The 23,731-nt window shown below is 54.8% G+C and carries 24 protein-coding genes; 5 read left to right on the forward strand and 19 right to left on the reverse strand.

Annotated features, from left to right (window positions below; genetic code table 11):
* Positions 1–90 precede the first annotated feature (90 nt).
* The 3 genes from AC27KL_RS11435 to AC27KL_RS11445 form a co-directional block, all read right to left on the reverse strand.
* Positions 91–672 carry a TetR/AcrR family transcriptional regulator gene (locus tag AC27KL_RS11435; RefSeq protein WP_036711610.1) on the reverse strand — a complete coding sequence of 194 codons (582 nt, stop codon included), beginning with the start codon at positions 670–672 and terminating at the stop codon, positions 91–93.
* A gap of 190 nt (positions 673–862) precedes the next feature.
* Complete coding sequence (gene ymzB / locus AC27KL_RS11440) at positions 863–1,201, reverse strand: protein YmzB (RefSeq protein ID WP_340998632.1); 339 nt, start codon at positions 1,199–1,201, stop codon at positions 863–865.
* 172 nt (positions 1,202–1,373) lie between these two features.
* The gene (locus AC27KL_RS11445; RefSeq protein WP_340998630.1) at positions 1,374–2,897 is read right to left on the reverse strand and encodes an MDR family MFS transporter; all 1,524 of its coding nucleotides are present in this window, start codon (positions 2,895–2,897) and stop codon (positions 1,374–1,376) included.
* 175 nt (positions 2,898–3,072) lie between these two features.
* Here AC27KL_RS11445 and AC27KL_RS11450 point away from each other — a divergent pair, with 175 nt between their 5' ends.
* Complete coding sequence (locus AC27KL_RS11450; protein WP_487169935.1) at positions 3,073–3,513, forward strand: MarR family winged helix-turn-helix transcriptional regulator; 441 nt, start codon at positions 3,073–3,075, stop codon at positions 3,511–3,513.
* Between the two features lie 181 nt (positions 3,514–3,694).
* Here the strand turns inward: AC27KL_RS11450 and AC27KL_RS11455 are convergent, their stop codons facing one another.
* From AC27KL_RS11455 to AC27KL_RS11465, 3 genes are all read right to left on the reverse strand, one after another.
* Positions 3,695–4,291, reverse strand: a complete 597-nt coding sequence (locus tag AC27KL_RS11455; RefSeq protein ID WP_036711604.1) for a nitroreductase family protein — start codon at positions 4,289–4,291, stop codon at positions 3,695–3,697.
* A 164-nt stretch (positions 4,292–4,455) separates the two neighbouring features.
* Positions 4,456–5,475, reverse strand: a complete 1,020-nt coding sequence (gene murB, locus AC27KL_RS11460; RefSeq protein ID WP_036711602.1) for a UDP-N-acetylmuramate dehydrogenase — start codon at positions 5,473–5,475, stop codon at positions 4,456–4,458.
* A 544-nt stretch (positions 5,476–6,019) separates the two neighbouring features.
* On the reverse strand, positions 6,020–6,397 hold the full coding sequence (locus AC27KL_RS11465; RefSeq protein WP_212947735.1) for a nuclear transport factor 2 family protein: 378 nt from the start codon (positions 6,395–6,397) through the stop codon (positions 6,020–6,022).
* Positions 6,398–6,571: 174 nt separating this feature from the next.
* Here AC27KL_RS11465 and AC27KL_RS11470 point away from each other — a divergent pair, with 174 nt between their 5' ends.
* Together AC27KL_RS11470 and AC27KL_RS11475 are read left to right on the forward strand one after the other, a co-directional pair.
* Entirely contained in the window at positions 6,572–7,279 is a 708-nt protein-coding gene (locus AC27KL_RS11470; RefSeq protein ID WP_246536582.1) for a futalosine hydrolase, read from the forward strand.
* Entirely contained in the window at positions 7,276–8,124 is an 849-nt protein-coding gene (locus AC27KL_RS11475) for a 1,4-dihydroxy-6-naphtoate synthase (protein ID WP_340998623.1), read from the forward strand. Before AC27KL_RS11470 ends, AC27KL_RS11475 begins: the two co-directional genes overlap by 4 nt.
* 61 nt (positions 8,125–8,185) lie before the next feature.
* On the opposite strand, the gene AC27KL_RS11480 is transcribed toward AC27KL_RS11475, so the two are convergent.
* From AC27KL_RS11480 to AC27KL_RS11495, 4 genes are all read right to left on the reverse strand, one after another.
* Positions 8,186–9,589, reverse strand: coding sequence for an NAD-dependent malic enzyme (locus AC27KL_RS11480; RefSeq protein ID WP_340998621.1), 1,404 nt, complete (start codon positions 9,587–9,589; stop codon positions 8,186–8,188).
* 142 nt (positions 9,590–9,731) lie between these two features.
* Positions 9,732–10,235 carry a hypothetical protein gene (locus AC27KL_RS11485; protein WP_487169748.1) on the reverse strand — a complete coding sequence of 168 codons (504 nt, stop codon included), beginning with the start codon at positions 10,233–10,235 and terminating at the stop codon, positions 9,732–9,734.
* Positions 10,236–10,424: 189 nt separating this feature from the next.
* Positions 10,425–11,315, reverse strand: a complete 891-nt coding sequence (locus AC27KL_RS11490) for a GNAT family N-acetyltransferase (protein WP_487169749.1) — start codon at positions 11,313–11,315, stop codon at positions 10,425–10,427.
* 151 nt (positions 11,316–11,466) lie between these two features.
* Positions 11,467–12,270, reverse strand: coding sequence for an AAC(3) family N-acetyltransferase (locus AC27KL_RS11495; protein WP_487169750.1), 804 nt, complete (start codon positions 12,268–12,270; stop codon positions 11,467–11,469).
* A 371-nt stretch (positions 12,271–12,641) separates the two neighbouring features.
* Between AC27KL_RS11495 and AC27KL_RS11500 the strand changes: the two genes are divergently transcribed.
* Positions 12,642–14,789 carry an acyltransferase family protein gene (locus AC27KL_RS11500; RefSeq protein ID WP_487169751.1) on the forward strand — a complete coding sequence of 716 codons (2,148 nt, stop codon included), beginning with the start codon at positions 12,642–12,644 and terminating at the stop codon, positions 14,787–14,789.
* A gap of 108 nt (positions 14,790–14,897) precedes the next feature.
* On the opposite strand, the gene AC27KL_RS11505 is transcribed toward AC27KL_RS11500, so the two are convergent.
* From AC27KL_RS11505 to AC27KL_RS11545, 9 genes are all read right to left on the reverse strand, one after another.
* Positions 14,898–15,848, reverse strand: coding sequence for a D-alanine--D-alanine ligase (locus AC27KL_RS11505; RefSeq protein WP_487169752.1), 951 nt, complete (start codon positions 15,846–15,848; stop codon positions 14,898–14,900).
* Positions 15,845–17,299, reverse strand: a complete 1,455-nt coding sequence (locus AC27KL_RS11510) for an aminotransferase-like domain-containing protein (protein ID WP_212947751.1) — start codon at positions 17,297–17,299, stop codon at positions 15,845–15,847. The genes AC27KL_RS11505 and AC27KL_RS11510 overlap by 4 nt, the downstream gene beginning before the upstream one ends.
* A 212-nt stretch (positions 17,300–17,511) precedes the next feature.
* On the reverse strand, positions 17,512–17,961 hold the full coding sequence (locus AC27KL_RS11515) for an OsmC family protein (protein ID WP_036711576.1): 450 nt from the start codon (positions 17,959–17,961) through the stop codon (positions 17,512–17,514).
* Positions 17,962–18,105: 144 nt separating this feature from the next.
* A complete protein-coding gene (locus AC27KL_RS11520) occupies positions 18,106–19,053 on the reverse strand; it encodes a VanW family protein (protein ID WP_445323967.1) in 948 nt (315 codons plus the stop codon).
* A 228-nt stretch (positions 19,054–19,281) separates the two neighbouring features.
* Entirely contained in the window at positions 19,282–20,562 is a 1,281-nt protein-coding gene (locus tag AC27KL_RS11525; protein WP_487169753.1) for a glycoside hydrolase family 27 protein, read from the reverse strand.
* 116 nt (positions 20,563–20,678) lie between these two features.
* A complete protein-coding gene (locus AC27KL_RS11530; RefSeq protein WP_212947757.1) occupies positions 20,679–21,563 on the reverse strand; it encodes an AraC family transcriptional regulator in 885 nt (294 codons plus the stop codon).
* A gap of 243 nt (positions 21,564–21,806) precedes the next feature.
* On the reverse strand, positions 21,807–22,112 hold the full coding sequence (locus tag AC27KL_RS11535) for a DUF3889 domain-containing protein (RefSeq protein ID WP_487169754.1): 306 nt from the start codon (positions 22,110–22,112) through the stop codon (positions 21,807–21,809).
* Between the two features lie 162 nt (positions 22,113–22,274).
* Positions 22,275–22,457 (reverse strand): hypothetical protein, encoded by a 183-nt coding sequence (locus AC27KL_RS11540; protein ID WP_036711568.1) that lies wholly within the window; start codon positions 22,455–22,457, stop codon positions 22,275–22,277.
* 161 nt (positions 22,458–22,618) lie between these two features.
* The gene (locus AC27KL_RS11545) at positions 22,619–23,080 is read right to left on the reverse strand and encodes a MarR family winged helix-turn-helix transcriptional regulator (RefSeq protein ID WP_212947760.1); all 462 of its coding nucleotides are present in this window, start codon (positions 23,078–23,080) and stop codon (positions 22,619–22,621) included.
* A 162-nt stretch (positions 23,081–23,242) separates the two neighbouring features.
* On the opposite strand from AC27KL_RS11545, the gene AC27KL_RS11550 reads away from it, so the two are divergent.
* Positions 23,243–23,731: a glutathione peroxidase gene (locus AC27KL_RS11550; protein ID WP_036711561.1), complete on the forward strand. Its 489-nt coding sequence runs from the start codon at positions 23,243–23,245 to the stop codon at positions 23,729–23,731.

Here is a 23,731-nt window from a genome sequence, read left to right on the forward strand (position 1 = left end):
GTATCCGTCGCCGGTTCGCATGCCCGAGCTGAGCTGCTCCCGATGTATGAGCTTGGTTTGGCGGTGCTACTTCCATGGTTCCGGAATGCGTTACGCGTTCGCAGCGAGCCCGTTCTCCAAAAAAAGCCGGATATGCTCCTTGATCTGCTCCTTGGATAACGGCTCGTGGTTTTTGTTCCACTCCGAAGTCAAGGCGATGTACATCTTTACCATCAGGAAAGATACGATTTTGGGGTCGCAATCCCTCAGCTCGCCCCGGGCAATCGCCCGCTCGATTTCTTTTTCGATATACCCCAGAATGACGTTTTCCACCTGGGCCATCGCTTCTTGCGATTGAGGCGTGCCGACGTCCCGAAGCTCCTGGGACAGCTTGATGAGGAGTTCGTGCTCGCTGCGGAATTCCAGAAAAGAATCCAAAACGCGGAACAAATTGTCAAAAAACTTCCTGTCATGGTCCACTTCCCGCAAAATGATCGATTTCATTTCGGAAATGACGCCATTGACGATTTCGTCGAAAAGCTGCTCCTTGGTATCAAAAAACGTATAGATGGTCCCTTTCCCCACATTGGCGATTTTGGCCACCTGGTCCATCGTGGTCGCTTTGTAGCCGAACAATGCGAAGGACCGAGAAGCCGCTTCAAGCACCTGCTTTTTACGATCCACCGTTCCTATGATTTTCCCCTCCCGAATTCGCTCTGCATCCTATGATTGACCAAAAAACAATTCCAGTCATAAGGTCAATGTTAACTTTATCATGTTTTGAAGGATATGACAAATGTTTAATACAGATTTTCTGTAAAAAAACCAAAAAACCACCGACCGCTTTTCAAGGATGCATGGTCGGCACGAGCCGGCAAGACCGTCAAGAAATGACGGAAATGCGGTATTTGGCCCGTCCCGTCGTCAAGCTTAAGCCGTTGCCGTCGGGGCTGCAGTCGAACTGTCCGTCCACGTAGATCTGGTATTCGTCCCTAGGCAGCGGCAATTCGCCGTCCCCGCTGACGACGTTTCCCGCCCCGTGCAAAATGAGGGAGCTTCCTTCCGCGTATTCGTCGAAGGTCGGCACCGTTTCGTCATATTCCACGCTCTCCAGGCGTACCCGGGTTTCGTCGATATCGTCCCGCTCCTCTTTGCGGATCAGCAGCGTTTCTCCGGTTTTTTGCTCCAGCCATGCCTTTGCGGCGTTCAGTTGGTCACTCATTGGTTTACCCCTTCTTCCTTGGAATGTTATGAAACCCTTTTTTCCTAATATGAGTCTAACCATTCCGGCGGGGCGCAAAACATCGTGCTGTCAGAAAAGCTCCCTTTCCTGCCCCAAAGAAAAAACGCCCGACACCTCGGACGTTTTATCGTTTTATAGCATTTCAATGCCTTTAGGCTTTCTCCTGCCGCTTCTGAGGGAGTTCGACCCTTGCCTTCCCCATCGCAATGACGAAAATGACGGCGATGGCAATCGGGACGAGAGCAATCAGGAACACATGGGTGATCGAACCGGACATGGCGTCGATGATTTTGGAGAGGACAGCCTCCGGAATCTTCGTCCGTACGCTAGGCTCGAAGATTTGCTTGGGATCTCCCAGGCTGGACATGGCGGAATCGGCATTCCCGCCCATGCCTTTGAAGTTTTCCGTCAGCTTGCTCGTAAACAGGTTATTTTGGATCGTGCCGAAAATCGTAATCCCCATCGTCATCCCCAGCGAACGAAGAAACTGGTTGGTCGAGTTCGCGGTTCCGCGGTAGCGCGGCTCCAAATTATGCTGGGAGGCCGTAGGCAGCAGCGAAAACGAAAAGCCCATGCCAAAGCCGACGACGATCATGAACAATGTCAGCAAATAACGCGCGGAATCCGGCTGGAGCGTGCTGAGAAGGTACATGCCTGCAAGATAAAACACAACCGAAATCCCCATCAGATTGCGATAGCTCGTCTTCGTCGAAAATATGCCGCCGATCGAGCTGCCCGCCACCGAACCGAGCATCATCGGCGTCAGGATCAGTCCTGCATTGGTCGCCGAGCCGCCATAGACCGCCTGGACGAAGATCGGAATGTACACCGTCAATATAATGAACGTGCCGCCATATAAAAACGCTAATATTTGCGATGAAGCAAACAAACGGCGTTTAAAGAGGAAAAACGGCAAAATCGGCTCCTTCGCCCGGAGCTCCACGAAAAAGAACGCGACGAAAAAAACGGCGAAGAGCGCAAACAGCGAAATGATCGGCGCCGAACTCCAGGCATACTCCTTGCCTCCGAGCTCCAGCGCGAACATCAGGCTGATGACCGCAATAACGAGCGTCGCGGCGCCCCACCAGTCGATCTTTTGCTTCGAATGGGAAGGCGATTCCTTATAGTTTTTCATGATCAGCGCAAACGAAACGATCCCGATCGGAACGTTGATATAAAACACCCATTCCCATCCCATGTAATCGGTAATATAGGCCCCGAGCAGCGGACCGACCACGCTTGCGGCTCCGAATACCGCTCCGAGAAGGCCTGTCATTTTGCCCCGTTTTTCCGGCGGAAAAATGTCAAAAATAATCGTAAACGCGATCGGCATAAGCGCTCCCCCGCCGATCCCCTGGATCGCGCGGTAGATGCTGAGCTGCTCGATCGTTTGAGCCAGCCCGCATAATGCTGAACCGATCAAAAACACGGCCAAACCGAAAATAAAAAATCTCTTTCTGCCGTACATGTCCGACAATTTGCCGAAAATCGGCATGCCCGCCATGGTGGTCACCATATACGCGGACGTGACCCAGACAAACTTGTCCATCCCGCCAAGATCGGACACGATCGTCCCCATGGCCGTGGCAACGATGGTATTATCGATAGCCGACATAAAAATGGCAAGCAACAAGCCTGCCACAACCAGCTTTATGTTGTTATTGGCTGCTTCCATTCGCAAACCCCTTTCCCCTTTGCAAAGTATGAACAAGTTCGATAAAATCATATTAATATCTCATTTATCGAATATCTCGTTCATCGAGATATGTAAATATTAAGAGGAGGTGTCTCGTTTGTCAAGCGAACGGCAGGAACAGCCTGCAGATCTCCGGGAACAGCTTGCGCTGCTGATGCGGGGGTTGGGCACCCGAACCGTATTGTACCAGCAGTTTGTCGCCGCCTCCCACGGTTTGTACAATAACGATCTGAAATCGGTTGACATTTTGCGCGAAACCGGGCCGATTACGGCAGGCGAGCTATCCAAAATTACGGGGCTGGCGACCGGAACGATCACCGCGTTGATCGACCGCCTTGAAAAATGCGGTTACGTGCGCAGGGAAAACGATCCGGCCGACCGGCGCAGAGTCATTATCGTTCCGGTATACGAGCACAACGAAGCAATCAAAAACACGTATTCGCCTCTTCATTCGGCGATGCTGGAGCTTGCCTCCCAGTATTCGGCGGACGAGCTCCGGCTCATCATGCAGTTCATCGGCAAAACGAGCAACATATTGGAGGAGCAAATCCATCATCTCAGCGCCTCCCGCGGGAAAACCTCCCCTGAGCCTTAAACGGCTCCGCCGTCCTTGGCAGGCGGTGCTTACGCCTCGCACACGGCATCATTAGCCTGGTGATCAGCATGAAGCGTTTAATCGTGCAAGTTTTAAAAAAGAAGGGACGGTTTTTCCGGCAAACTCGGAAAAACCGTCCCTTTTCTTTTTATTCGTAGCTGTATGCCGGGTTGGATCTGGATTAGTTGAATACTTTGACGCGCTCTTCAAGCGGCTGGAATTGTTTCTCGCCGGCAGGAGCCACCACTTTGCCGAACGGCATTTGGGCAATCAGCTTCCAGCTTGCAGGCAGGTTCCATTCGTGAGCGACCTTTTGGTCGATCAGCGGGTTGTAGTGCTGCAAGCTTGCGCCCAGCCCTTCCTCTTCCAAAGCCGTCCATACGACGAGCTGAAGCATGCCGTTGGATTGATTGGACCATACAGGGAAATTATCCTTGTAAGCTTCGAATTGGGCTTGAAGACCTTCGATGACGGCATTGTCTTCAAAGAACAGGACCGTGCCGTATCCATTGCGGAATCCGGCCATTTTCTCGGCCGTCGGAGCAAAATTTTCGGCTGGAACGACGCCTCTGAGCGTTTCTTCCGTCAGGTTCCACAGCTTGTCATGCTGTTCGCCCAACAGAACGACGACGCGGGCGCTTTGGGAGTTAAAGGACGATGGCGTATGTTTGACCGCTTCGTTGACGATTTCGACGATCTTTTCGTCCGAAACGGATACATCCTTGCTAATGGCATAAATGGAACGTCTGTTTTTGAGCGCATCGATGAAATTCGACATAAGTATAGTAGCCCCCAATATTTTATTTACTTACTTTTTTATTATATAACCCCATTAACTTACTTGCAATACTTTGTTTTTCTAAACTCGCCTGCACGTATACAAAAAACCTTTCCTAAAACGGAAAGGTTTATACGCGGCCGCAGCCTTGTATGTTATTTTGTTTATTTCACGACGACCACTTCGGGTTCCGGTTCAAAGCCGAATGCATTATTGACCCCTTCGATGATCACGTTCATCAAATATTTCACGTCTTCGGCGGTGGCATGCCGGTGATTGATGATCATGTTCCCGTGATACGGCGAGATCATTGCGCCGCCATGCTCCTTGCCCTTCATGTTCAACCGGTCCACAAGGGCGCCCACCGGAACGCCGTAGTCGTAATTGTTTTTGAACACCGAACCGCAGGAAGGGAACTCGAAATGTCGTTTTCCGTTACGGTAATTGGCGATGTCGGTCATTTCGGCCGGGATGACGATGCCCTGTTTCTTAAGCGCTTCGGCTTCCCCATCCATGTACGAATAAAAAGAAGCCAGCGTCGACATGCCTTCCTTCGCCTTCCACCGCGCAAGCAGCTCATTGCCGGCAGCGATCTGCTTCTCGTCCGGCACGGCAAGCATATCCGCCCCGAGCACCAGCCATGGGTTCATCTGGAAGATGGATTGTTTGTAGCCGTATTGGCACTGCGACACGTCGATCGACCGAACGGCCAAGGACGGGTCGGACAAGTCGACGTAATAAACGGTTTTAATGATGTCGCTGATCTGATGGTGATTGTATTTGGCGTTCATATAAATTCCCGCGCCAAGTCCCCCGGGCAGCAAGTAGGTGAATTCGTAGCCGGGAATGCCGAACATCCTGCCGCTGATCGCCAGCATGGACATCGGCGTTCCGGAGGATATGAACCATTTGGTCGGCTGGATGTCCCAATAGACGAATTTTTTCAATGAGATGTACAGCGTATCCTCCTGCGGACGGTCCGGAAACAGCAGGTTCGAACCCATCCCGCAAATAAAATAATCCAATCCGTGCGTTTTGCAGCCCCGCAGCAGTGTCAGAAGCTCCTCCACCGTTTCGGGCATGGCAAAAAAGTTCGCTTCGCCCCCGATTTGGTACGATGAATGGTTGGCCAGCGGTTCGTTCCGCAGGCACAGGCTTTCAAAAGTCATCCGGTTATTCAGCATTAGGTTCCTTCTCGCTTTCAACTTCATTATTAATGTTCAAAATCAATGAATGATTCCTTTTCGCCACGTAAACGTAGACCTATCTATTCTAATATATCGCCAGTCATTACGCCATGTGTCAATTCATACCCGCATCCAGGAATTATATCCGATTTTTTGGGGAAAGGAAACGGCGAAGGCCCGCTCGGCAAAGTATCCGGCAGCATGTTCGGCGCAATGCCGGCGGTCTGCGGAACGGCTGCGGCCTCCGTTTTTCAGGCGCTTATCCGTATTTTCTTGTTTTCCATATGTTTCTATACGTTATTTAATGCGGCAAACCGGGCGGAAATAGCATTTCTGCCGTCTCGTCGGCGTCCTTCACCGCGTTATATTACAGCGAACAGTACGGCATCGAGGAATCGGGCTAACGGTCTCATTTCCCCCGAATAAAAAAGAAGCAGCGAAGGTTCGCTGCTCCATGCCGCTGCCGTCCGTAATGCTACGCGTTGACGTTAAAAAACTTCTTTCAACACATACAACATGCAACATGCGAACGGCCGCAAAATCATTTCGTCTCTATATCCGACTGTCCCCAATATGCCTTCATGCCGGTAATGAGCCCTTCCTCGTTAAACGTCATCAACTCGATCACATGAATGACGATCGTTGCGCCTTCGACTGTCGTTTCGATATGAACGGCCATGGCTCCCGAATGTTCGTGCGACCCCCGAATCGGTTCCTCGCGGCGGATCCGGGTGCTTCCGTTCACGACCTTACGGTAAAATTCCGCGATCGCGGCCTTGCCCCGCACCGGCTCGGACCCCGCGGGATCCTCTACGACCGCATCCTCCGCATATAATGAAAGGATTCCTTCCAAATCGTCCCGGTTAAAACAATCGATGTAGTTTTGCATGGCCGTTTTGATATGCTGTTCGGCAAGCATGGCTGATTCCTCCTTTAATTGACATCATGTCCAATAAATCTATTATACCTTCCGGGAAAGCGTTTGTAAAAACAAGGTTGGCAATCTCCCCGGCCGAGCCGCGCTTTACACGGCGTTCCGTTAGTTATAAGGTTATTATGTTGAGGTCAAATGAATTGTACTGGAGGATTCTGCATGAAATCAGACTTGGAGACCGTGATGCATGACGGGGATATCTTCCGAAATGCGGATTCGGACGGACGAATCCTGATCATGACGGCGGTCGAAGCAGAGCGGCAGGCCGTCACGCGCGGAACCCGCGATTCAAAGCGGTTTAATGTTCAACTCGCCGGTTTCGGGCCGGCCTCGGCGGCGGCACGGACGGCCGCAGAGCTTGCGAAGGGCAGCTACAGCCTGGTCATCAGCGCAGGGATCGCCGGAGGCTTCAAGGGACGGGCGGAGATCGGCTCCACCGTCATCGCCGACCGGATCGCGGCCGCCGATTTGGGCGCCGAAACCCCTGACGGGTTTCTCAGCGTGGACGAGCTTGGTTTCGGCAGCTCCGTCATCCTGCCTGATTCAAAGCTTGTGCAAACCCTCTCCGATGCCATGGCATCCGAGGGGATTCCCGTTACCCGCGGCACCATCCTGACGGTCACGACGGGAACGGGTTCCGCCGAAACGACCGCCAAGTTAACCGCGCGGTACGGCGATGCGGCTGCCGAAGGGATGGAGGGCTTCGGCGTGGCGACCGCCGCCAAGCTGTGGAATCTGCCCGTGCTCGAAATCCGCACGATTTCGAACGTCGTCGGCCCAAGGGACCGTGCGGCCTGGCGCCTCGGCGAAGCCTTTGCCGCGCTCGAAGCGGCAGGCGACATTTTAAGGAGGGTATTTACCGAATGAAGATTGCTTTTTCACCATGTCCAAACGATACCTTTGTCTTCCATGCATGGGCGCATGGCCTTATTCCGGGCGCACCGCAGCTGGAAGTTACCTATGCGGATATCGACATTACGAACCATCTGGCCGCCCAGGAACAAAGCGATTACGACGTGCTCAAAATTTCCTATGCGGCATTGCCTTGGGTGCTGGACCGCTACGCGCTTCTGCCATGCGGCGGCGCTCTCGGCAGAGGCTGCGGGCCGCTGGTGCTCGCGTCGGGCGGACCGGATGCGCCTACAAACGCCGAAGGCTTGTCCGGACGGCGCGTAGCCGTTCCAAGCGAACGTTCCACCGCGTACCTGCTGTTCCGCTTATGGGCTGCCCAAAACGTCCCGGGAGGCATCGGGGAGATCGTCGTCATGCCGTTCGATCAAATCATGCCAGCCGTTCGCGACGGAAACATCGACGCCGGGCTTGTCATCCACGAAGCCAGATTTACGTATCCCAATTACGGCCTGACGCTGATGGCGGACCTGGGCAACTGGTGGGAACAGGATACCGGGCTGCCGATCCCGCTCGGCGCCATCATCGCCAAACGGAATTTGGATCTCAAGGCCATTTCCGATTGGGCGCGCGCATCGGTGGAATATGCATGGGCGCATCCGGAAGCTTCCCGCGAGTACGTCCTCAGCCATGCCCAGGAAATGGATCCGAAGGTGGCCGACGCTCACATCGATTTGTACGTCAATTCCTTTACCGCGAATTTGGGCGAAGACGGTTACGCCGCGATCTCTTCCCTGCTCACGCGCGCGGCCGATGAAGGTCTTGTCCCGCCGATCGATCCCAAGGCGCTCCTGCTGCCTTAAACGGAAAAACCCGCGTTTCTATTGGCTTAGAAACGCGGGTTTTTCTATATCGCAGGTGATCTTAGCGGAAATCTTTCGGAATTCTGCGGGCCACGCCGGTCAAAATCGCTGCCTGCACGACCGCTTTGCGGACTTCGATGACGACCTGGTCGTTAAAAATGCTCGGGATGATGTACAGCTCGTTCAGCTCGCCGCCGGTCACGACCGATGCGATGGCGCGCGCGGCGGCCAGCTTCATCGGTTCGTTGATGCAGCGCGCCCTGCAGTCGAGCGCCCCGCGGAACAATCCGGGGAATACGAGCACGTTGTTGATCTGGTTCGGGAAATCGCTCCGGCCGGTAGCGTATACCCGTGCATGGGGAAGCGCCTCTTCGGGCGACACTTCGGGCACCGGATTGGCCATGGCGAAAACGATCGGATCCGGTCCCATTCCCCGGATATCCTCGCCGTTCAGCAAGTTCCCGCGGGATACGCCGATAAAGACGTCGGCGCCTTTAATGACTTCCTTCAGCGTTCCGCCCGTCGCCTCGACCTGAGGCTGATCCGCCAGCCACTGCCACATCTCGTGTTCGTACGTTCCGCCTCTGACGATCGCGCCTTCGCGGTCCACGGGCACCAATTTGGTCACGCCGGCGCTGAGCAGCATTTTGCAGATGGAAACCCCTGCGGCGCCGATGCCGTTAACGACGACCCGGATGTTTTCGATCCGTTTGTTGACGACCTTTAAGGCGTTGAGCAGCCCCGCGATGACCACGACGGCCGTACCGTGCTGATCATCGTGGAAGACCGGAATTTCCAGCTCCTCGGACAATCTTCTTTCGATTTCGAAGCAGCGCGGGGAGCTGATGTCCTCCAGGTTGATGCCGCCGAAAATCGGGCTCATCGCCTTAATGGTGCGGATGATCTCCTCCGTGTCGCGGGTATCCAAACAGATCGGGAACGCATCGACCCCGGCCAGCTGCTTGAACAGCATCGCTTTCCCTTCCATCACGGGAGCCGCCGCGTAAGGGCCAACGTCTCCGAGTCCGAGCACCGCCGTGCCGTCGCTGACGACGGCCACCGTATTGCGTTTGATTGTCAACGAGTAAGCCTTTTCCGAATTTTCGTGGATTGCCGTGCAAACCTTCGCCACGCCTGGCGTATACACCCGGGACAGGTCGTCCCGGTTTTTGATCGGCAGCGTCGGCTGAATTTTGATTTTGCCGCCCAAATGAACGAGGAAGGTCCGGTCCGAAACGTTGATCAGCTTGATGCCATCCTGTTTCCTAAGCGATTCGACGACGTTGTCCTCTTCGGTGTCCACGACTTCGACGGTAATGTCCCTGACCGAAGAATCTTTTCCCGGCCTGATCACGTCGATGGACGTGATATCTCCCCCGGATTTGCTGATTGCGGCAGCAACATCCCCAAAGGTGACCTTCGCATGATCAAGTTCAACGCGCAGAATGATACTCGTGTTTGCCATGATGCTTCCTCCCAAAAATATATGTAGTCATCCTCATGTAATCGATTTCAGCACGCACATATCATAACAGCCGAAGGGCTCCAATACAAGCCTCCTTCGAATCATTCTGCTTCCATTTTCGTCTCCGGACGGAGGACAAAACTCAAGGAATGTTGGCGTGGTGCGCATTCGACATCCTTTTGTTTGTTTCATGCACTCCCATAACGACGGCGATCAATTCGTAGCTCCCCAAACGTTCGGATTCGTTCCGCAGGCAAAAAGCTCCGGATTCGAACCAGCCGTTCACCTTTTCGAATTGGGCAACCGCGATCCCGCGCTCGTCGGTGATCGAATATTCCTTGAAGAACTCGGGCGAAAAAATTTCGTAAATTCCTCTCCCCTCTGATTCGTAAATGAATTTTTTCGACATGAAACTGAGACGGTGTTTCAGCACGCCCAGCAGGCTTCCGTCCGCCCCCGTCACCTCCCATTTGCTTGACATGAACCGGAACTTTCCGCTGCAAACCAGGTTCCCGCCGGCATCCAGCACGTCGAGCGACGAGCCGAACGCGCTTTTCAAATCCAATTTCCCTGCAGGCTCCCGCCTGGCGTTGACGATATCCGTACGGCCCGCATTAAAGAAATTATCTCTAAAGTACAGCTCCAAGATCGGCACCTTCTTTCAAAGACGAATTCTTCGTTCACCGTTCACGGAGTAAGAAAGCCATGGACAAAATGACACGATCCATGGCTTATGTTCATGCAAACGCTGCATATTTTCGGTTTTCAAGCCTCCGTTAACATCACGGCAAACGACAAGACAATTTTATACTATTTTAGGCATTTTTTCTATACGCTAGGCCTGGTTCAGCTCGCATTTCATATGTACCTGATGAACCGTGGCTTTGAAGCCGGCTTCCTCCAGAACTCGTATGAGGCGCTCCTCGGATACCCGCAGATTGACGGCGCGGCGCGTTATATTGGCATCCAGCGGGGCATATGCCCGGGACAACAGCGCTTTGAGGAGCTCCGGGGCTCGCTCTCCCGTATCTTCTACGGTCCGGCATTGGTACAGAATCGTCGCCTGATGTTCTCCGCCCGCGTCCATCGTTTTTCTAAACAGCGCATAACCCGCAAGTTCCCCATTTGCGTCCGTTGCGATGACCGATTCGCCGCCGGCGATGTTTTCCCAATGGGTTTGCCACGGCAGGTCTCCGACCGGAAGCTTGAACCGCTGAACATCCCGGGGCAGGCCGAACCGGAATTGGTAGGCATCCGCCCCCTCCGACGCCAAAGCATCGGGTTTCAATCCTTCCTTTTGCTCGTAAAATCTTAAATCCCCGATCCATCGGTATCCCATCTTCGCGTACAGCTTGATCGCCGGTTCATTTTCGCTCAGCGCCTCCAGCAAGGCCACCTCGGCGCCTTTTTCCCTGCAGACGTCAAGCGCCGCCCCGATCAGCTGTTTGCCGAGCCCCCGGCCCCTGTATTCCGGAATGATCCCCGTGCCCCCGTTCCAGGCCGTCAACCGTCCGTCGACGGTGCGAAAACCGTTCATGACGAAACCTACCGGCTTGCCTTGACCGCAGATCGCGATCGACGCCTCCATGGAGAGCTGGTTCTCCGGAATCCGTTTGATGAACGCGTCGACGCTCATCGTCATGTCGAATGCGTATCCTTTGAAGCCTTCGTTCCACAACCGGGTAAGCTCACTCGCCGAAAATTCGCTAAACTTCACAATTTCCATGTCCCATCGTTCTCCCCTGCTCAACATTTTCATCGATAGGCGGGCCCGAAAAGCGGCCAGCGTTCAGACGCCTGCCATGATTATCTCTTGATTCGCGCCCCGGAGCAAGCACGCCCCGGACAATCCATTCGTATCCTCTTCGGCAACAACATCACGCTTGCCTTAAGAATTTCGCTTCGGCTTCTTGAACCGCGCTTTCGGAAAGAGGATCTTGATCCGAAAATAAATCGGGATGGTCCTGCAACATTCCGCTTATGACCTCCGTCATTCGGACGGCATCGCATGCCCAGCAATCCGCCTCCCCCAATTTCGCCCGGCGGATCGCCCCTGTCCGCTCAAGAATTCCCTCCACCTTCCAGAAATGTTCCGACCACGGAAGTCCGCAATGTCGCCGGGACGGAACCGGAATTTCCGTGCCATCGCCAAGCACGACGATCAGGTTTTCATGGCCGTCGGTCAGTCTGCCGGGAACATCCGCCCATTCCTCGATTCCGTGAATAAACGTGTTGCGCCTTAAATCCACCCCGACAAGCAGGATGGTCGCTTTGCGGTCCAGCAGTTTCCCCCACGGGGATTCCCTGTGGCACGGCGTGTCATACCGCTCCGCCCCGGCAACAAAATCCCCGGCATCCCTGCCTAAAGCGGCGACGGAGTGCGTCGGATGATACGAACGAACCACTCCCTTGCGTTTGCGGAACAATTCCGGCAAAATGCCGACGCACGAAGGCGACGATTCGACATAAAATTTGGGATTATCGGCCTGAATGTATGACCATGTATGGGTTGGCAGAACGAGCAGGCCCTCCCGCATGTATTCGCTCAGCGCATCCAAAACCGTATCCGCTCCTCCTTCCACTTCCCCGACGCTTTTCATGGAAGAATGAACGAGCAGCGTCCCCTTCCGGTCGATTCCGGCCGCTTCCAGCTGATCGATTAAACTACGACGCGTATGCATGGTATGCCTCCTAAAAATTCATCCTATGGACCATTTGTCCCCAGTATACCGCAGTCAGCCGCAATAACAACCCGCCCTTTAGGCTTTATTTCGCTGCCAAGCCCGTGAGGAATGATGTTTATCCGGACCGGGTGCGCGGTCGTATTCGTAGCTGCAGCCTTACCTCATGAACAAAATGTGAATGGAAAGCAATCTTTTTGTAACTTTAAACGGAAACGCTTATGATAAAGTAAGTACCTGTGAACCCCTTCATTGACATCATCATCCGTACGGAGGCATCCAGATCATGAACATAAGCGAATCGATCTTTTCCGCATACATATCCCGCTTTTTAAGGGACCGATCCGGTTTGGAAAGCAGGGTTAGTCCATATGTCTAATCAGTTATCCAACAGCAAACGTTACATGCCGGGTCTTGACGGTCTGCGGACGCTGGCGTTGTTTTTTGTCGTTTTGTACCATCTGAACGTCGAATGGGCCCCGGGAGGACTGCTCGGCGTCAGCATCTTTTTTGTTTTATCCGGATATTTGATCACGGATTTGCTCACCGCGGAATGGAGCCGCAGCCGGTCGATCGACCTGAAATCGTTTTGGATCAGGCGATGCCGCAGGCTGCTCCCTGCCATGCTCGTCATGATGGCGGCCGTCGTGGCGTGGGTCACCCTTTTTGACCGTTCCTTGATATCCGTCTTGCGCGGCGACGTTGTTTCTTCGCTTTTATACATAAACAATTGGTATTCGATTTTCCATGAGGTATCCTATTTCGAAAAATTCGGACCCCAATCCCCGTTCGGGCATATGTGGTCGCTGGCGGTCGAGGAACAGTTTTACCTCTTGTGGCCCATATTGCTGCTCATCGGCATGAAACGGATGAAAAAACGCGGGCCGGTCTTTTTGCTTGCCCTGGCTTTGGCGGTTTTGTCGGCCCTTGCCATGCTTTTGCTGTACAATCCCGACACGGATCCAAGCCGGGTCTATTACGGCACCGACACGCGCGCGTTTTCGCTGCTGATCGGGGCTGCCCTCAGCATCGTTTGGCCCAGCCGGAACATGTCCGCCGCAGCCGGGCCCGGAACACGCGTTACGCTTAACCTGATCGGGGCGGTTGGGTTGGGTTCGATTTTTAGGATGGTATGGAAAACCAACGAATACGACCCCTTTTTATATCCGTACGGATTCCTGCTCCTGTCGCTGCTCACCGCCATGGTGATTGCCTCCGCCGCGCATCCGGCAAGCTTCGTAGGCAGGCTGCTCGGCATGAAGCCGCTGCGTTGGATCGGGGTGCGGACCTATGGGATATATTTATGGCATTATCCGGTCATTCTGCTTTCGGGCGGCGCGAATGCCGAACCGAACGAATGGCGCGCCCTGCTGCAAACGGCTTTAAGCGTCGCGCTGGCCTGCCTGTCCTATAAATATATCGAAGAGCCGGTCCGGGGAGGCCTCGTCGGCAGGTCGTGGCGCAAACTCCGCAAAGGCAGCGTAAACTTGTCCCTCGTGCCGATGAAAGGCTGGGTCACGTTAGCCTCCGTGCTGCTGATGGTCGTCGTGTCCTTTGCCGGATTCGCCATGCGGGCGCCGGTGAGCGCGTCAAAGCTGCACCAGGAGGCGGCGGCCGCGCAAGTATGGGCCCCGTCCGAAACGCCGGCAGAACCGGCTGCGGGTCCGGCGGGAGAAGTAGGCGGGGACGTGCCGCCGGTGAAAGGGGCGCCGGAAAGCACGGCGGCCAAATACGATGGCGGGGAAGCCGGCCGGCCGGATCAGCCGATCGGAGGCACCGACGAACCCGCGGATGATCCGGCGAAAAAACCGGCAGCGGACGCGGAGGCACCGGCGAATTCGGGCAGCGGCCGGCAGCCGGCGGGCAAGGAGGGCGCACCCGAAGAGGGCTCATCCAAAGAAGGTTCAGCCAAAGCGGGTACAGCCAATGGTGGTTCAGCTGCAACCGACGAACCTAAGGATTCCGCAAGCCAACCTGGCAAAACGAAACCTCCGCGTGCATCGGCCGGCGGCAAAACGCAGGTTCCTGGCGCTCCGAAAAGCGGCAAAAGCGTTCCGGTGACGGCCATCGGCGACTCGATCATGCTGGATGCGGAGCCTTATTTGCAGCAGCTGATCCCCGGTGCGGTGATCGACGGCAAAATCGGAAGGCAAATGGCCGAGGCGCCGGAACTGGTCGCCCGTCTCCGGGAAGAAGGCAAGCTGGGCGATCAGGTCGTGATCGAGCTGGGCACGAACGGCCCGTTCAGCAGCAAACAGCTGATGTCGCTTCTGGATTCCATGCAGGACGTGCGCAAGGTCGTGCTGGTGAATGCGAGGGTTCCGCGCAGCTGGGAGAGCGTCGTCAACGCCTCGATCAAAAAAACGGCTTCCGCTTATCCGAATGCGGTGCTGCTCGATTGGCACGGGGCCAGCGAAGGCCAATCGTATTTCGAACCCGACGGCGTCCATTTGAAGCCGGAAGGCGGAGAAACGCTGGCGGAGCTGATCGCCCAAGCGGTCGGATACGGCAAATCGTAAACGTTGTTGCCATGATCCCTGATCCCGCGGATCGATGGCTATCTTAAACTTTCCGATGCCCAAAAAAGGACCTCTTCATTCGAAGAGGTCCTTTTCCCATGGATGCAGTCACCCTGCCTGCTGCCGGCGACTGCTGCCAATGACGCCATTTTCCGTATTCGGCCTTGCCGCCAAGGATCCTTCGATGATGGCATCCAGCAGCTTCGCGAAAGAGATTCCCGCCGCAAGCGCGCTCTGCGGCAGCAGGCTGGTCCGGGTCATGCCGGGCAGCGTGTTGACTTCGAGGATATACGGAATGCCGTCCTTCAGCATCATATCGACTCGGGCATACACCGAACACTTCATCGTCCGGAAGCTTATGACGGCCGCATCGCGGATGCGCTGTTCAAGCTCCGGTTCGAACGCCGCGACACGCTCGTCGCTTTGCCCCGGCTCGTATTTGGACGTATAATCGAAAAATTCGGCGCTTGGTTTAATCGACAGGATCGGCAACAGCTCCCCGTTCAGTATCCCGCACGTGATCTCCTCGCCGTCGACATAAGCTTCCACGAGCACCTCTTCGCCATAGGAAAAGGCGGTCTCCGCCGCTTGCCGAAGACTTTGTTCGTCCCTGACCAAGGTAACCCCGATGCTGGAGCCCCCGGCATTCGGTTTGACTACGAGCGGATACCCGAGCGCGGCGACCTGCGGACTCCGGATATCGTCCAACCGGCGGAGAAGCACCCAATCCGGCGTATGCAGGCCTTCGCAACGCAGCAGTTTTTTGCTTACATCTTTATCCATGCACAATGCGCTGGACAGCAGCGAACATCCCGTATAGGGGATCCCCATCGTTTCAAGCGTGCCTTGAATCGTGCCGTCCTCGCCGAAGCTTCCATGGAGGGCGAGCAACGCCAGATCGATCCCTTGCGCCTGCGCAAGCAAATCCTGTTTATGCCGAATCTCGATCGGGATCGCCTCGTATTTCGTCCGGTCCAGATGAGCCATCATTTCTTTCCCCGTCGCCAGCGACACTTCCCTCTCGGAAGAAACCCCGCCCATAATGATGCCTACCTTCATCGTTGCGCCTCCAATCTTTTGGTCACTTCTTTTCCGATGATTTCGATTCCGCGGCGAAGCTCGTCGTCGCTCACCCGCGAAAAGCCGAGCCGGAGCGTATTTGCGCCGCCTCCATCCGTAAAAAACACGTCCCCTGCGGTATACACCACGCCTTGCCTGTAGCAATCGGCGAGAATTTCCCTCGCGTTCAGCCCCTGGGACAGCTCGATAAACAGGTGCAATCCGCCTGAACCGGTTATCCGCTCGCAGGGGATGTGTTCGGTGCAGCAGCGGACGGCAAGCTCGTGTTTTCTTTTATACTCCGATTTGGCCCTTTTCAAGTATTTTTCAAAGTTGCCGTTATGGAAATATTGGAACAGCACCGCCTGGTCGAGCGTCGAAGTATGGATGTTCCGCGAACGCTTCACGCTGACCAGCGCATCGATCAATTCCCGGTCCGCCGCAATCCAGCCGATCCGGATGCCCGGAAACAGGATTTTGGAAAAGCTGCCGAGGTAGATGATGCTGTTCCCCTCCCCGCCGAAAGCGGCAAGCGGTGCCATGTGGGAGCCCGAATAACGCAGCTCCTCGTTAAAACCGTCCTCGATCAGCGGTATCCGGTGTTCCGCGAGCAAACGCAGCACCTCGACCCTTTTTTCCGCGGACATGACGATTCCGGTCGGATTATGGTACGAAGGCGTCAAATACGCCAGCCCGAAGTCGTTCTCTTTTAACGCCTGCTCGAACAAATCCAGCCTGACGCCGTCCTGATCCATCGGAATCCCGGTGATGTCGTAGCCGTGCAATTTCGATATTTTGATCGCCGTGTGGTGGGTCGGGTTCTCGCACAGAATGTGCCTGCAAGGCACCTTAAGCGAGGATAAAATGATATCGTACGCTTCGGTAAAGCCGTTCGTGATCAAAATGTCCTTTCCTTCCATGTCGACGCCTTTCGTTTCCATGTATCCCGTCAAATATTGGATCAGCGGTTTATACCCTTTGGCATAGCCGTAATTCAGCAAAATTTCCCCTTCCAGAGCCATTCGGTCCAAAAAGGCGCGCTTCACGTTGGTAAGATCGAACAGCTTTTCGTCCGGCGCGATGCTGGCGAAGTTGATCATGCCTTTTTCGCCCCGCAGATCGCGTTTCATCAGGTCAAGGTCGACGGCCTGTTTTGCCGTATCGTTCAGCCGCTGCTGCCAATCGAGCGACCAGGACGGGACGGAGGCGATCCCGACGCGGGAAACGAAGCTTCCTTTGGAATGCACTGTATAGATGAATCCTTCTTCTTCCAGCTCGGAATATACGGTGACCAGCGTATTTCGGCTGATGCCGAGCATCGTGCTCAGCTCCCTTGTCGACGGCAGCTTCTGGTCGACCCTTCCTTTTCCTTTCGTAATCCACTGTTTCAAATATTCTTTAACCTGCACCGTTAACGGCCGGCCTTCCACAATTTTAAAGTCGGTAAACATATGGCAATCCCTCCGTATACTATCTTGGCATAAAGCAGGAGCGGATGAAAGAACCACCGGGATGCGTTTTGCCGTCGGTCGTGGTATGGCATGGAAGATACGAAAAAAGGGCGGCCGACAAGTCCATAAGGAATGGACCTCTCCGGCGCCCTTGATTTCAAACCTGGCTGCATCCGATGCCGCAAGGAGGGGGTTCCTTTCCCCCAAGGTTTTTACGGCAAATTTCTTTCGATGCGCGGGACCGTGGACAATGCCACATTACCGGCTACCGCGCGGGAAATCATGCAGGAGCTTTCCGCTTTTTCGGCAAGCCTGCGGGCATGCTCCAAATCGTGATCCGCAGCTTCGGCCTTCAGCACGATGTGCGGCTTATGCGTGATGCTGACGTACGTGAAGACGTTGTTCGTGACGTCCACGATGCCTTCCGATTCCAGCGTCAGCTTTTCGACCGGCAGCCCGCCCCGCTCCATCATCGCCGCCAGCGTGATCAAATAACACGTCGCCGCGGCCCCGAGCAGCATTTCGTCGGGATTGGTGCCGATTCCCGGCCCGCCCATTTCCTTCGGAATCGAAATGGCCGTTTTCAGCTGGCCCGCTTCGATCGTTCCCTGGCTGTTGCGGCCTCCGTCCCATACGGCTTTCAAAATAAACGAATGATTCATGACGCCATCCCCCCATGCATGATGTTCGGTTGTTTATTCATATCATAACATAACCGGCATCGTTTATTTTCCATGCCGCAGCATGGCCGCTGGTTCGCTTCCGATTCCTAAAAGGATTTCACTTTTGCCAGGAGCGGACACACGTCACTTTTTCCCGTTCGCCGGGATCGGCAGCGTAGGCGCTTCCCTTATTTCTTCGGGCAGCCGCTGGGACATGCTCGGCACCTTTCTCGGCATGTATTCAATGACGTCCGAAGAATGAATGGACACGCCGACGCGGCCTCCGCCCGCAAACGCCCGGATCAAAACGGGCTGGTTGTAGGCGTTTTTAAAGACGAAGTCCGGTCCGCCCCAACTGACCGTCGCATCCCTGCCCGGCGGAACATAGGGCACGTGGCGGCTGTGGGAGTACCGCTGGACGATGCTCAGCCCTGCCCGGTCGGCCGCGTTGAACAGCGTCGAGGATACCTGGCAAATCCCTCCGCCAATGCCTTCGGACAATTCGCCCCTGACGATGACGGTCGCTTGCCTATACCCTTTGCCTGTCGTGCGAATGCCGACCACGCGATTAAAAGAAAACGTTTCTCCGGGGAACACGACGGTGCCGTCGATCGCTTTGGCGGCCAGAGCGATATTGTGGGAGCGGTCGATGTTGCCCGCATTGTAGTACGTTACGTAATATCCGATCTGCTGGGCCCGCAGCGAAGCAAGCAGCTCCGTGTCTACCTTGGGATAGACCGGGTACACCGGAACCTCGATCGAAGCCGGGCCGCCGCCGTAGAGTACATCATAATAACGTTTCATGAATTCTCTGCGGTCGAGCTTATGCCCGTTTTGACCGGGCACGATTTGCCCGTTTCCACCGATGCGGGCGTTGACGGGTTCCGTATACGTTTTCCGGTCCAATTCATTTACCCATCGGTTATATTTTTCCATATCCAGCAAAGGAAACACGGGTAACCTGTGCGCATCCAAGCTCAGGCTCGATACGGGTTTCCCTTCATGGGTGACGGTTAACCCGCCGTTATGCTGATCTGGAGCGTGATCCTGCAGCAGGAGATACAGGAGATATGCCGCTATTGTCCACTTCAAACCTCATCACTCGTTTCGACATTGTGGTTCATCGTTGGTTTCGCCTTGAAAAACGATGTATTTTTGCGATGAATCCGGCGTTATTCAGCGATCTCTCTTCCTGCTAATATGATTACATCGCTTGGTATTCATGCAAGAAATAACAATTCCAACAGATATCCCTCCATACAAAAACGCCCTCGGCATTCGTCATTGCCGAGGGCGCCATGTAGGCTCCGGACTTCGTTATCATCCGGCCGTCAATTGAAACAAAGCCGCTCCATGCGGAGGAATCGACCATTGCAGCACGTCTTCCAAATGGCCGCATCCTTCTCCGGTCCACAGGTTTTTGGCATCCGCGCCTCCGTCGATCCCCAACTCGGAAAGCAAAACGGAGACTTCCGCGGCGGTTTCGCCGGTGTTGAACAGTGCCGCGTAACGTTCCCCGTCAGGACCTTCGGCCGTCCACACCGCCTTGCCGTCCGCGCGGCTCACTTGCCGGGCACCGAAGCTATGCTTATGCATGTATAACACGCCGCGGTTTGTCAGGAGGGATAAGGTCCACTCGTCATTGTCGCGCATCTCTCCCCCGAACATCAGCGGCGAGCGGAAAATCGTCCACAGCGTCATCATCGTGAGCTGTTCGTCCCGCGTAAAGTTCGTCATCCGGTCGGGGTGGCTGGCGCGGACGCCGATGCGCCCCAGCGGGAGCATGTCGCAATCCGGCCAGCAGCCGGGTTTCGGCCGTCCCTGCCATGCCTCGCAGCGGTCGAACATGTCCAAAAGAAGCGGCCACCGATCCCAGAAGTCGTCGGTCATCCGCCACATATTGGCATTCGCTTCAAAAAAATCGGCGTGCTCTACGGGCGCTGGCCCGGGCGAAAGGCTCAGCACCATCGGACGGCCGGCGTGGTCGATCGCCTTGCGGATCAGCTCGATCTCCGCCAAATGCGGCCCTCCGTGCAGCCATGAAGCCGCGATGTCGTCAACCTTGACGTAATCGACGCCCCATTCGGCATAAAGCTCGAACAGCGAATTGTAATATTCCTGCGCGCCTTGCTTCGAAGCATCGACGCCGTACATGTCGGTGTTCCAGCCGCAGAAGGAACAGGGATGGGCTATGTCCCGGGCGGTCGCCTCCGTCCCCTTGATCGGCGTATTGTCATGGACCGCCTGCCGCGGAATGCCGCGCATGATATGGATCCCGAACTTCAGCCCGAGGCCATGCACATAGTCCGCCAGCGGTTTGAACCCTTTGCCGCCTGCCGCGGAAGGAAAACGGTTGACCGCGGGAACAAGCCGCGAATAACCGTCGGTTTCCAGCCGGACAAAGGGTCTGTAGAGATCCGAGTTCGCCCCCGGCTCATACCATTGAATGTCGACGACGACGTACTCCCATCCATAATCCTTCAAGTGCTTCGCCATATATTCGGCGTTGCCGCGAACTTCCTCCTCCGTAACGGCGGCGCCGTAACAATCCCAACTGTTCCACCCCATCGGGGGCGTCGGTGCATAGGAATGATGCTGCATGTCGTTCCTCCTTAAATAGCATTCATTTGCTGTATGTCCCTATCATAAGGTTCGGAGGAATCACGTTTCTATAGTAATCTTTCGTGGAAAATAGCAAAATATTGCGGTTCCGGAGACTAATCAAAATACAACCGGCTGAGCGTCAGCTGCCCCTGTTCCGACCGGAAGCTTCCGGGCGTCCGGCCGGTCATTTTCCGAAACACTTTGATAAAATAACTCCCTCCGGAATACCCCACCTCTTCGGCAATCCGTTCGATGCCGAGGTCCGTTTGCCGGAGCAGCCTCATCGCCTGCTCGATGCGAACCCGGTTCAAATATTCGCTTGGCGTTTCGCCGGTCGCGGCCGCAAACGTGCGGAGCAGATGGTACTTCGACACTCCGAGCCTCTCCGACAGCTGATCCAGGCTGATCATGCTGCCGTAATGCGTGTCGATATAGCGGGCAGCCTGACGCACCTTTTCCGGCCAATGCCGGCGTTCGCCTTGCGGCGCGATCGCAAAACGGCACAGTTCGGACACGAACTGGTACACATAAGAGGAAGCTGTAAAAGGATCCGTGATCCGGCCGTCGTTCGCTTGCTCCCATATGTCCTGCAGCAGGCGGATTGGCCGGCTGGTCGCAGGCAGATGCGGCGCTTGCCCCATCCTGCTTTTCGCTTCCTGCCAATTCGGCAAAATCAGCGACGGCCGCATCAGGATGAACATGAAGCTCCACTCGGGTCCGCCCTCCGGGAAATAATACCGGTGATCCCCCGGAATTTCGGACATAAACGCCCGTTCCGCATCAATCCGGTACGCTTCGGCGCCCGATTCGAAAACGCCCTCGCCTTCGATCGTATACTGGAATAACAACAGCGGTCCGTCCTTCCGCGTGTACCCGTCCCACCGGTAAGCCGGACTCTGCACCGCGTCCCTCCCAACCGCAAACAAGCTGCACAGCGCCAAATGGTCCGGAGCCGAAAATCGAAAGCCGTATGTGCCTATCCTGTTGCCGGTTCCCATATGCCCTCTCCTTTTTACATCGTTTTTGCCCGCAGAATCGCTGCCGCGTTCCCCATGGCGAGATTCGCCGCCATTCGAAAACATGGCTATGAACGAACTTTCGGCAATCGCTCAAGTCAAGGTTACGACGATCATGGCCAAGCGTCAATGCGGGGGAGCTCATTTAAAAAAGCTGCCGTTTCCGCGGCAGCCTTTGGTCATGGCAATCCAGTTTTGTTCATTGGATATGCAGGACTTGCCCGCTCACCGTTCGGATTCGGAAAACCGAATCGAACGGATGGCGTCGGTGGACGGATCGAAACGGATAAACACGTACACTCCGAACTCGCGGCCTTCCTTGTTTCTGACCCAAAGTTTGAACCGCTCCTCCGATTCGTTTGGCGTCCGTTCAATCCTCCCCAAATGCCGATAGTCGATGATGTCTGCCCGGTACCTTTTTTGTGCTTCCTTTACCGCTATTGCGCCCCATTTTTCGTATTCAGGGTTTGCTTGGACTGGGGCAGCCAACAAAACGAACACCGTCATCAGGGAAATCAACCATGTTTTCATTCAAAGACCACCTGCCTGAAACGTTTTACTTCCGGCTTTTCGCTTATCGCGCATTCATTCAAGGCTTTTTTCCATGATCGGAGATGGAGCCGGGCACGAAAAAACAAACACCCGCTTTCAAGCTCGGGTTAAAAACGCCTGAAAACGGGTACTTGTGCATATTTAATGGTTGATGTCGCATTTATTCATAATAAACGCAATTTGGTTTTCAAGCCGATTGATTTGCTCCTGAGTCTCTTGGTCTTCCCTGCCCAGACCGCGGAGCGAAGCGAGTTCCTGCTTGAGTTGATGCAGGTCATCCCCTGCACGGGAACAGTCGTAGCTGCTTTCAAGGTTGTCCAGCATGCCTCATTCCTCCATTTTTTCTTGGGTGTACTTCCCTATTATGGAGGATTCGGACGAGTTTATTCAGTCGAAAGGCATGGCGGGTCACCCCGCCTATACTGCCACTTAAGCATGATTTTTCGAAGTAGGGAGATCGTGCGGTATCCGGCGGGCTAACCCTTTCATCGTTCCGCTTCCCTTCCCCCGGTAACTTCGCCTATCTTCCGCAGGAAGGATTGAATATGTTCATGCATCGCTTGAATGTCTTCGATCCGAACATTCGTACCGGCGTACAGCTTGGTCGGAACTTCCGCGGCTTGTTCACGCAAGTCCTGTCCTTTGGCGGTCAATTCGATGATCACGCTGCGCTCGTCCGCCTTATCGCGGGTTCGCGTAATCAGACCCATCGCTTCCAGCTTCTTCAAAAGCGGCGTCAGCGTTCCGGAATCCAAAAACAGCTTTGCCCCGAGCTCTTTGACGGTCACCCCGTCCTGTTCCCACAAGGAAAGCAGCGTAATGTATTGCGTATACGTCAGTCCAAGCGGCGACAGCAGCGGGCGGTACAGCTTCATCATCTCGCGGGAGCATGTATAAAAAGCAAAGCAAAGCTGATGTTCCAGTTTCATATATTCGTTAGGCTGCATCTATCTCACCTGCCATTAAATTGTATGCAATTTATTATTCGAAATATTATAGCATTTGGAACTTGGACACGTCAAAGATCGAAAAACAGCTTGAATTCGTCATTTAAATTGTATACAATCTAATTGCACAAAATTATAACGGACTCAGGAGGAGAGGGTATCATGTCAATCTACGATATCGAGGTTAAAACGATTAAAGGAGAAGTACAAACGTTGGAACCGTACCGCGGCCAAGTGCTGCTCATCGTCAATACGGCGACCAAATGCGGGTTCGCTCCGCAGTTCAAAGGGCTGCAGAAGCTGCACGATGCTTACAAGGAGAGGGGGTTTGCCGTTCTCGGTTTTCCTTGCGGCCAATTCGCCAACCAGGAGCCGGGAACGGACGCGGAGGTCGCCCAGGCTTGCGAGCTGAATTTCGGGGTGTCCTTCCCGCTGTTCGCCAAAATCGACGTCAACGGCCATAACGCCCATCCGCTGTTCCGGCACCTGACCTCGGAAGCCCCGGGCCTCCTTGGCTCCAAAGCGATCAAATGGAACTTTACGAAGTTTCTGGTCGACGGCAGCGGAAAGGTCGTGAAACGGTTTGGACCGACGGAAGAGCCGGAAAAAATCGAACCGCATATTCTCCAGCTGCTGGGGACCAGAGCATAA

The organism is Paenibacillus sp. YAE3 (assembly GCF_057546105.1).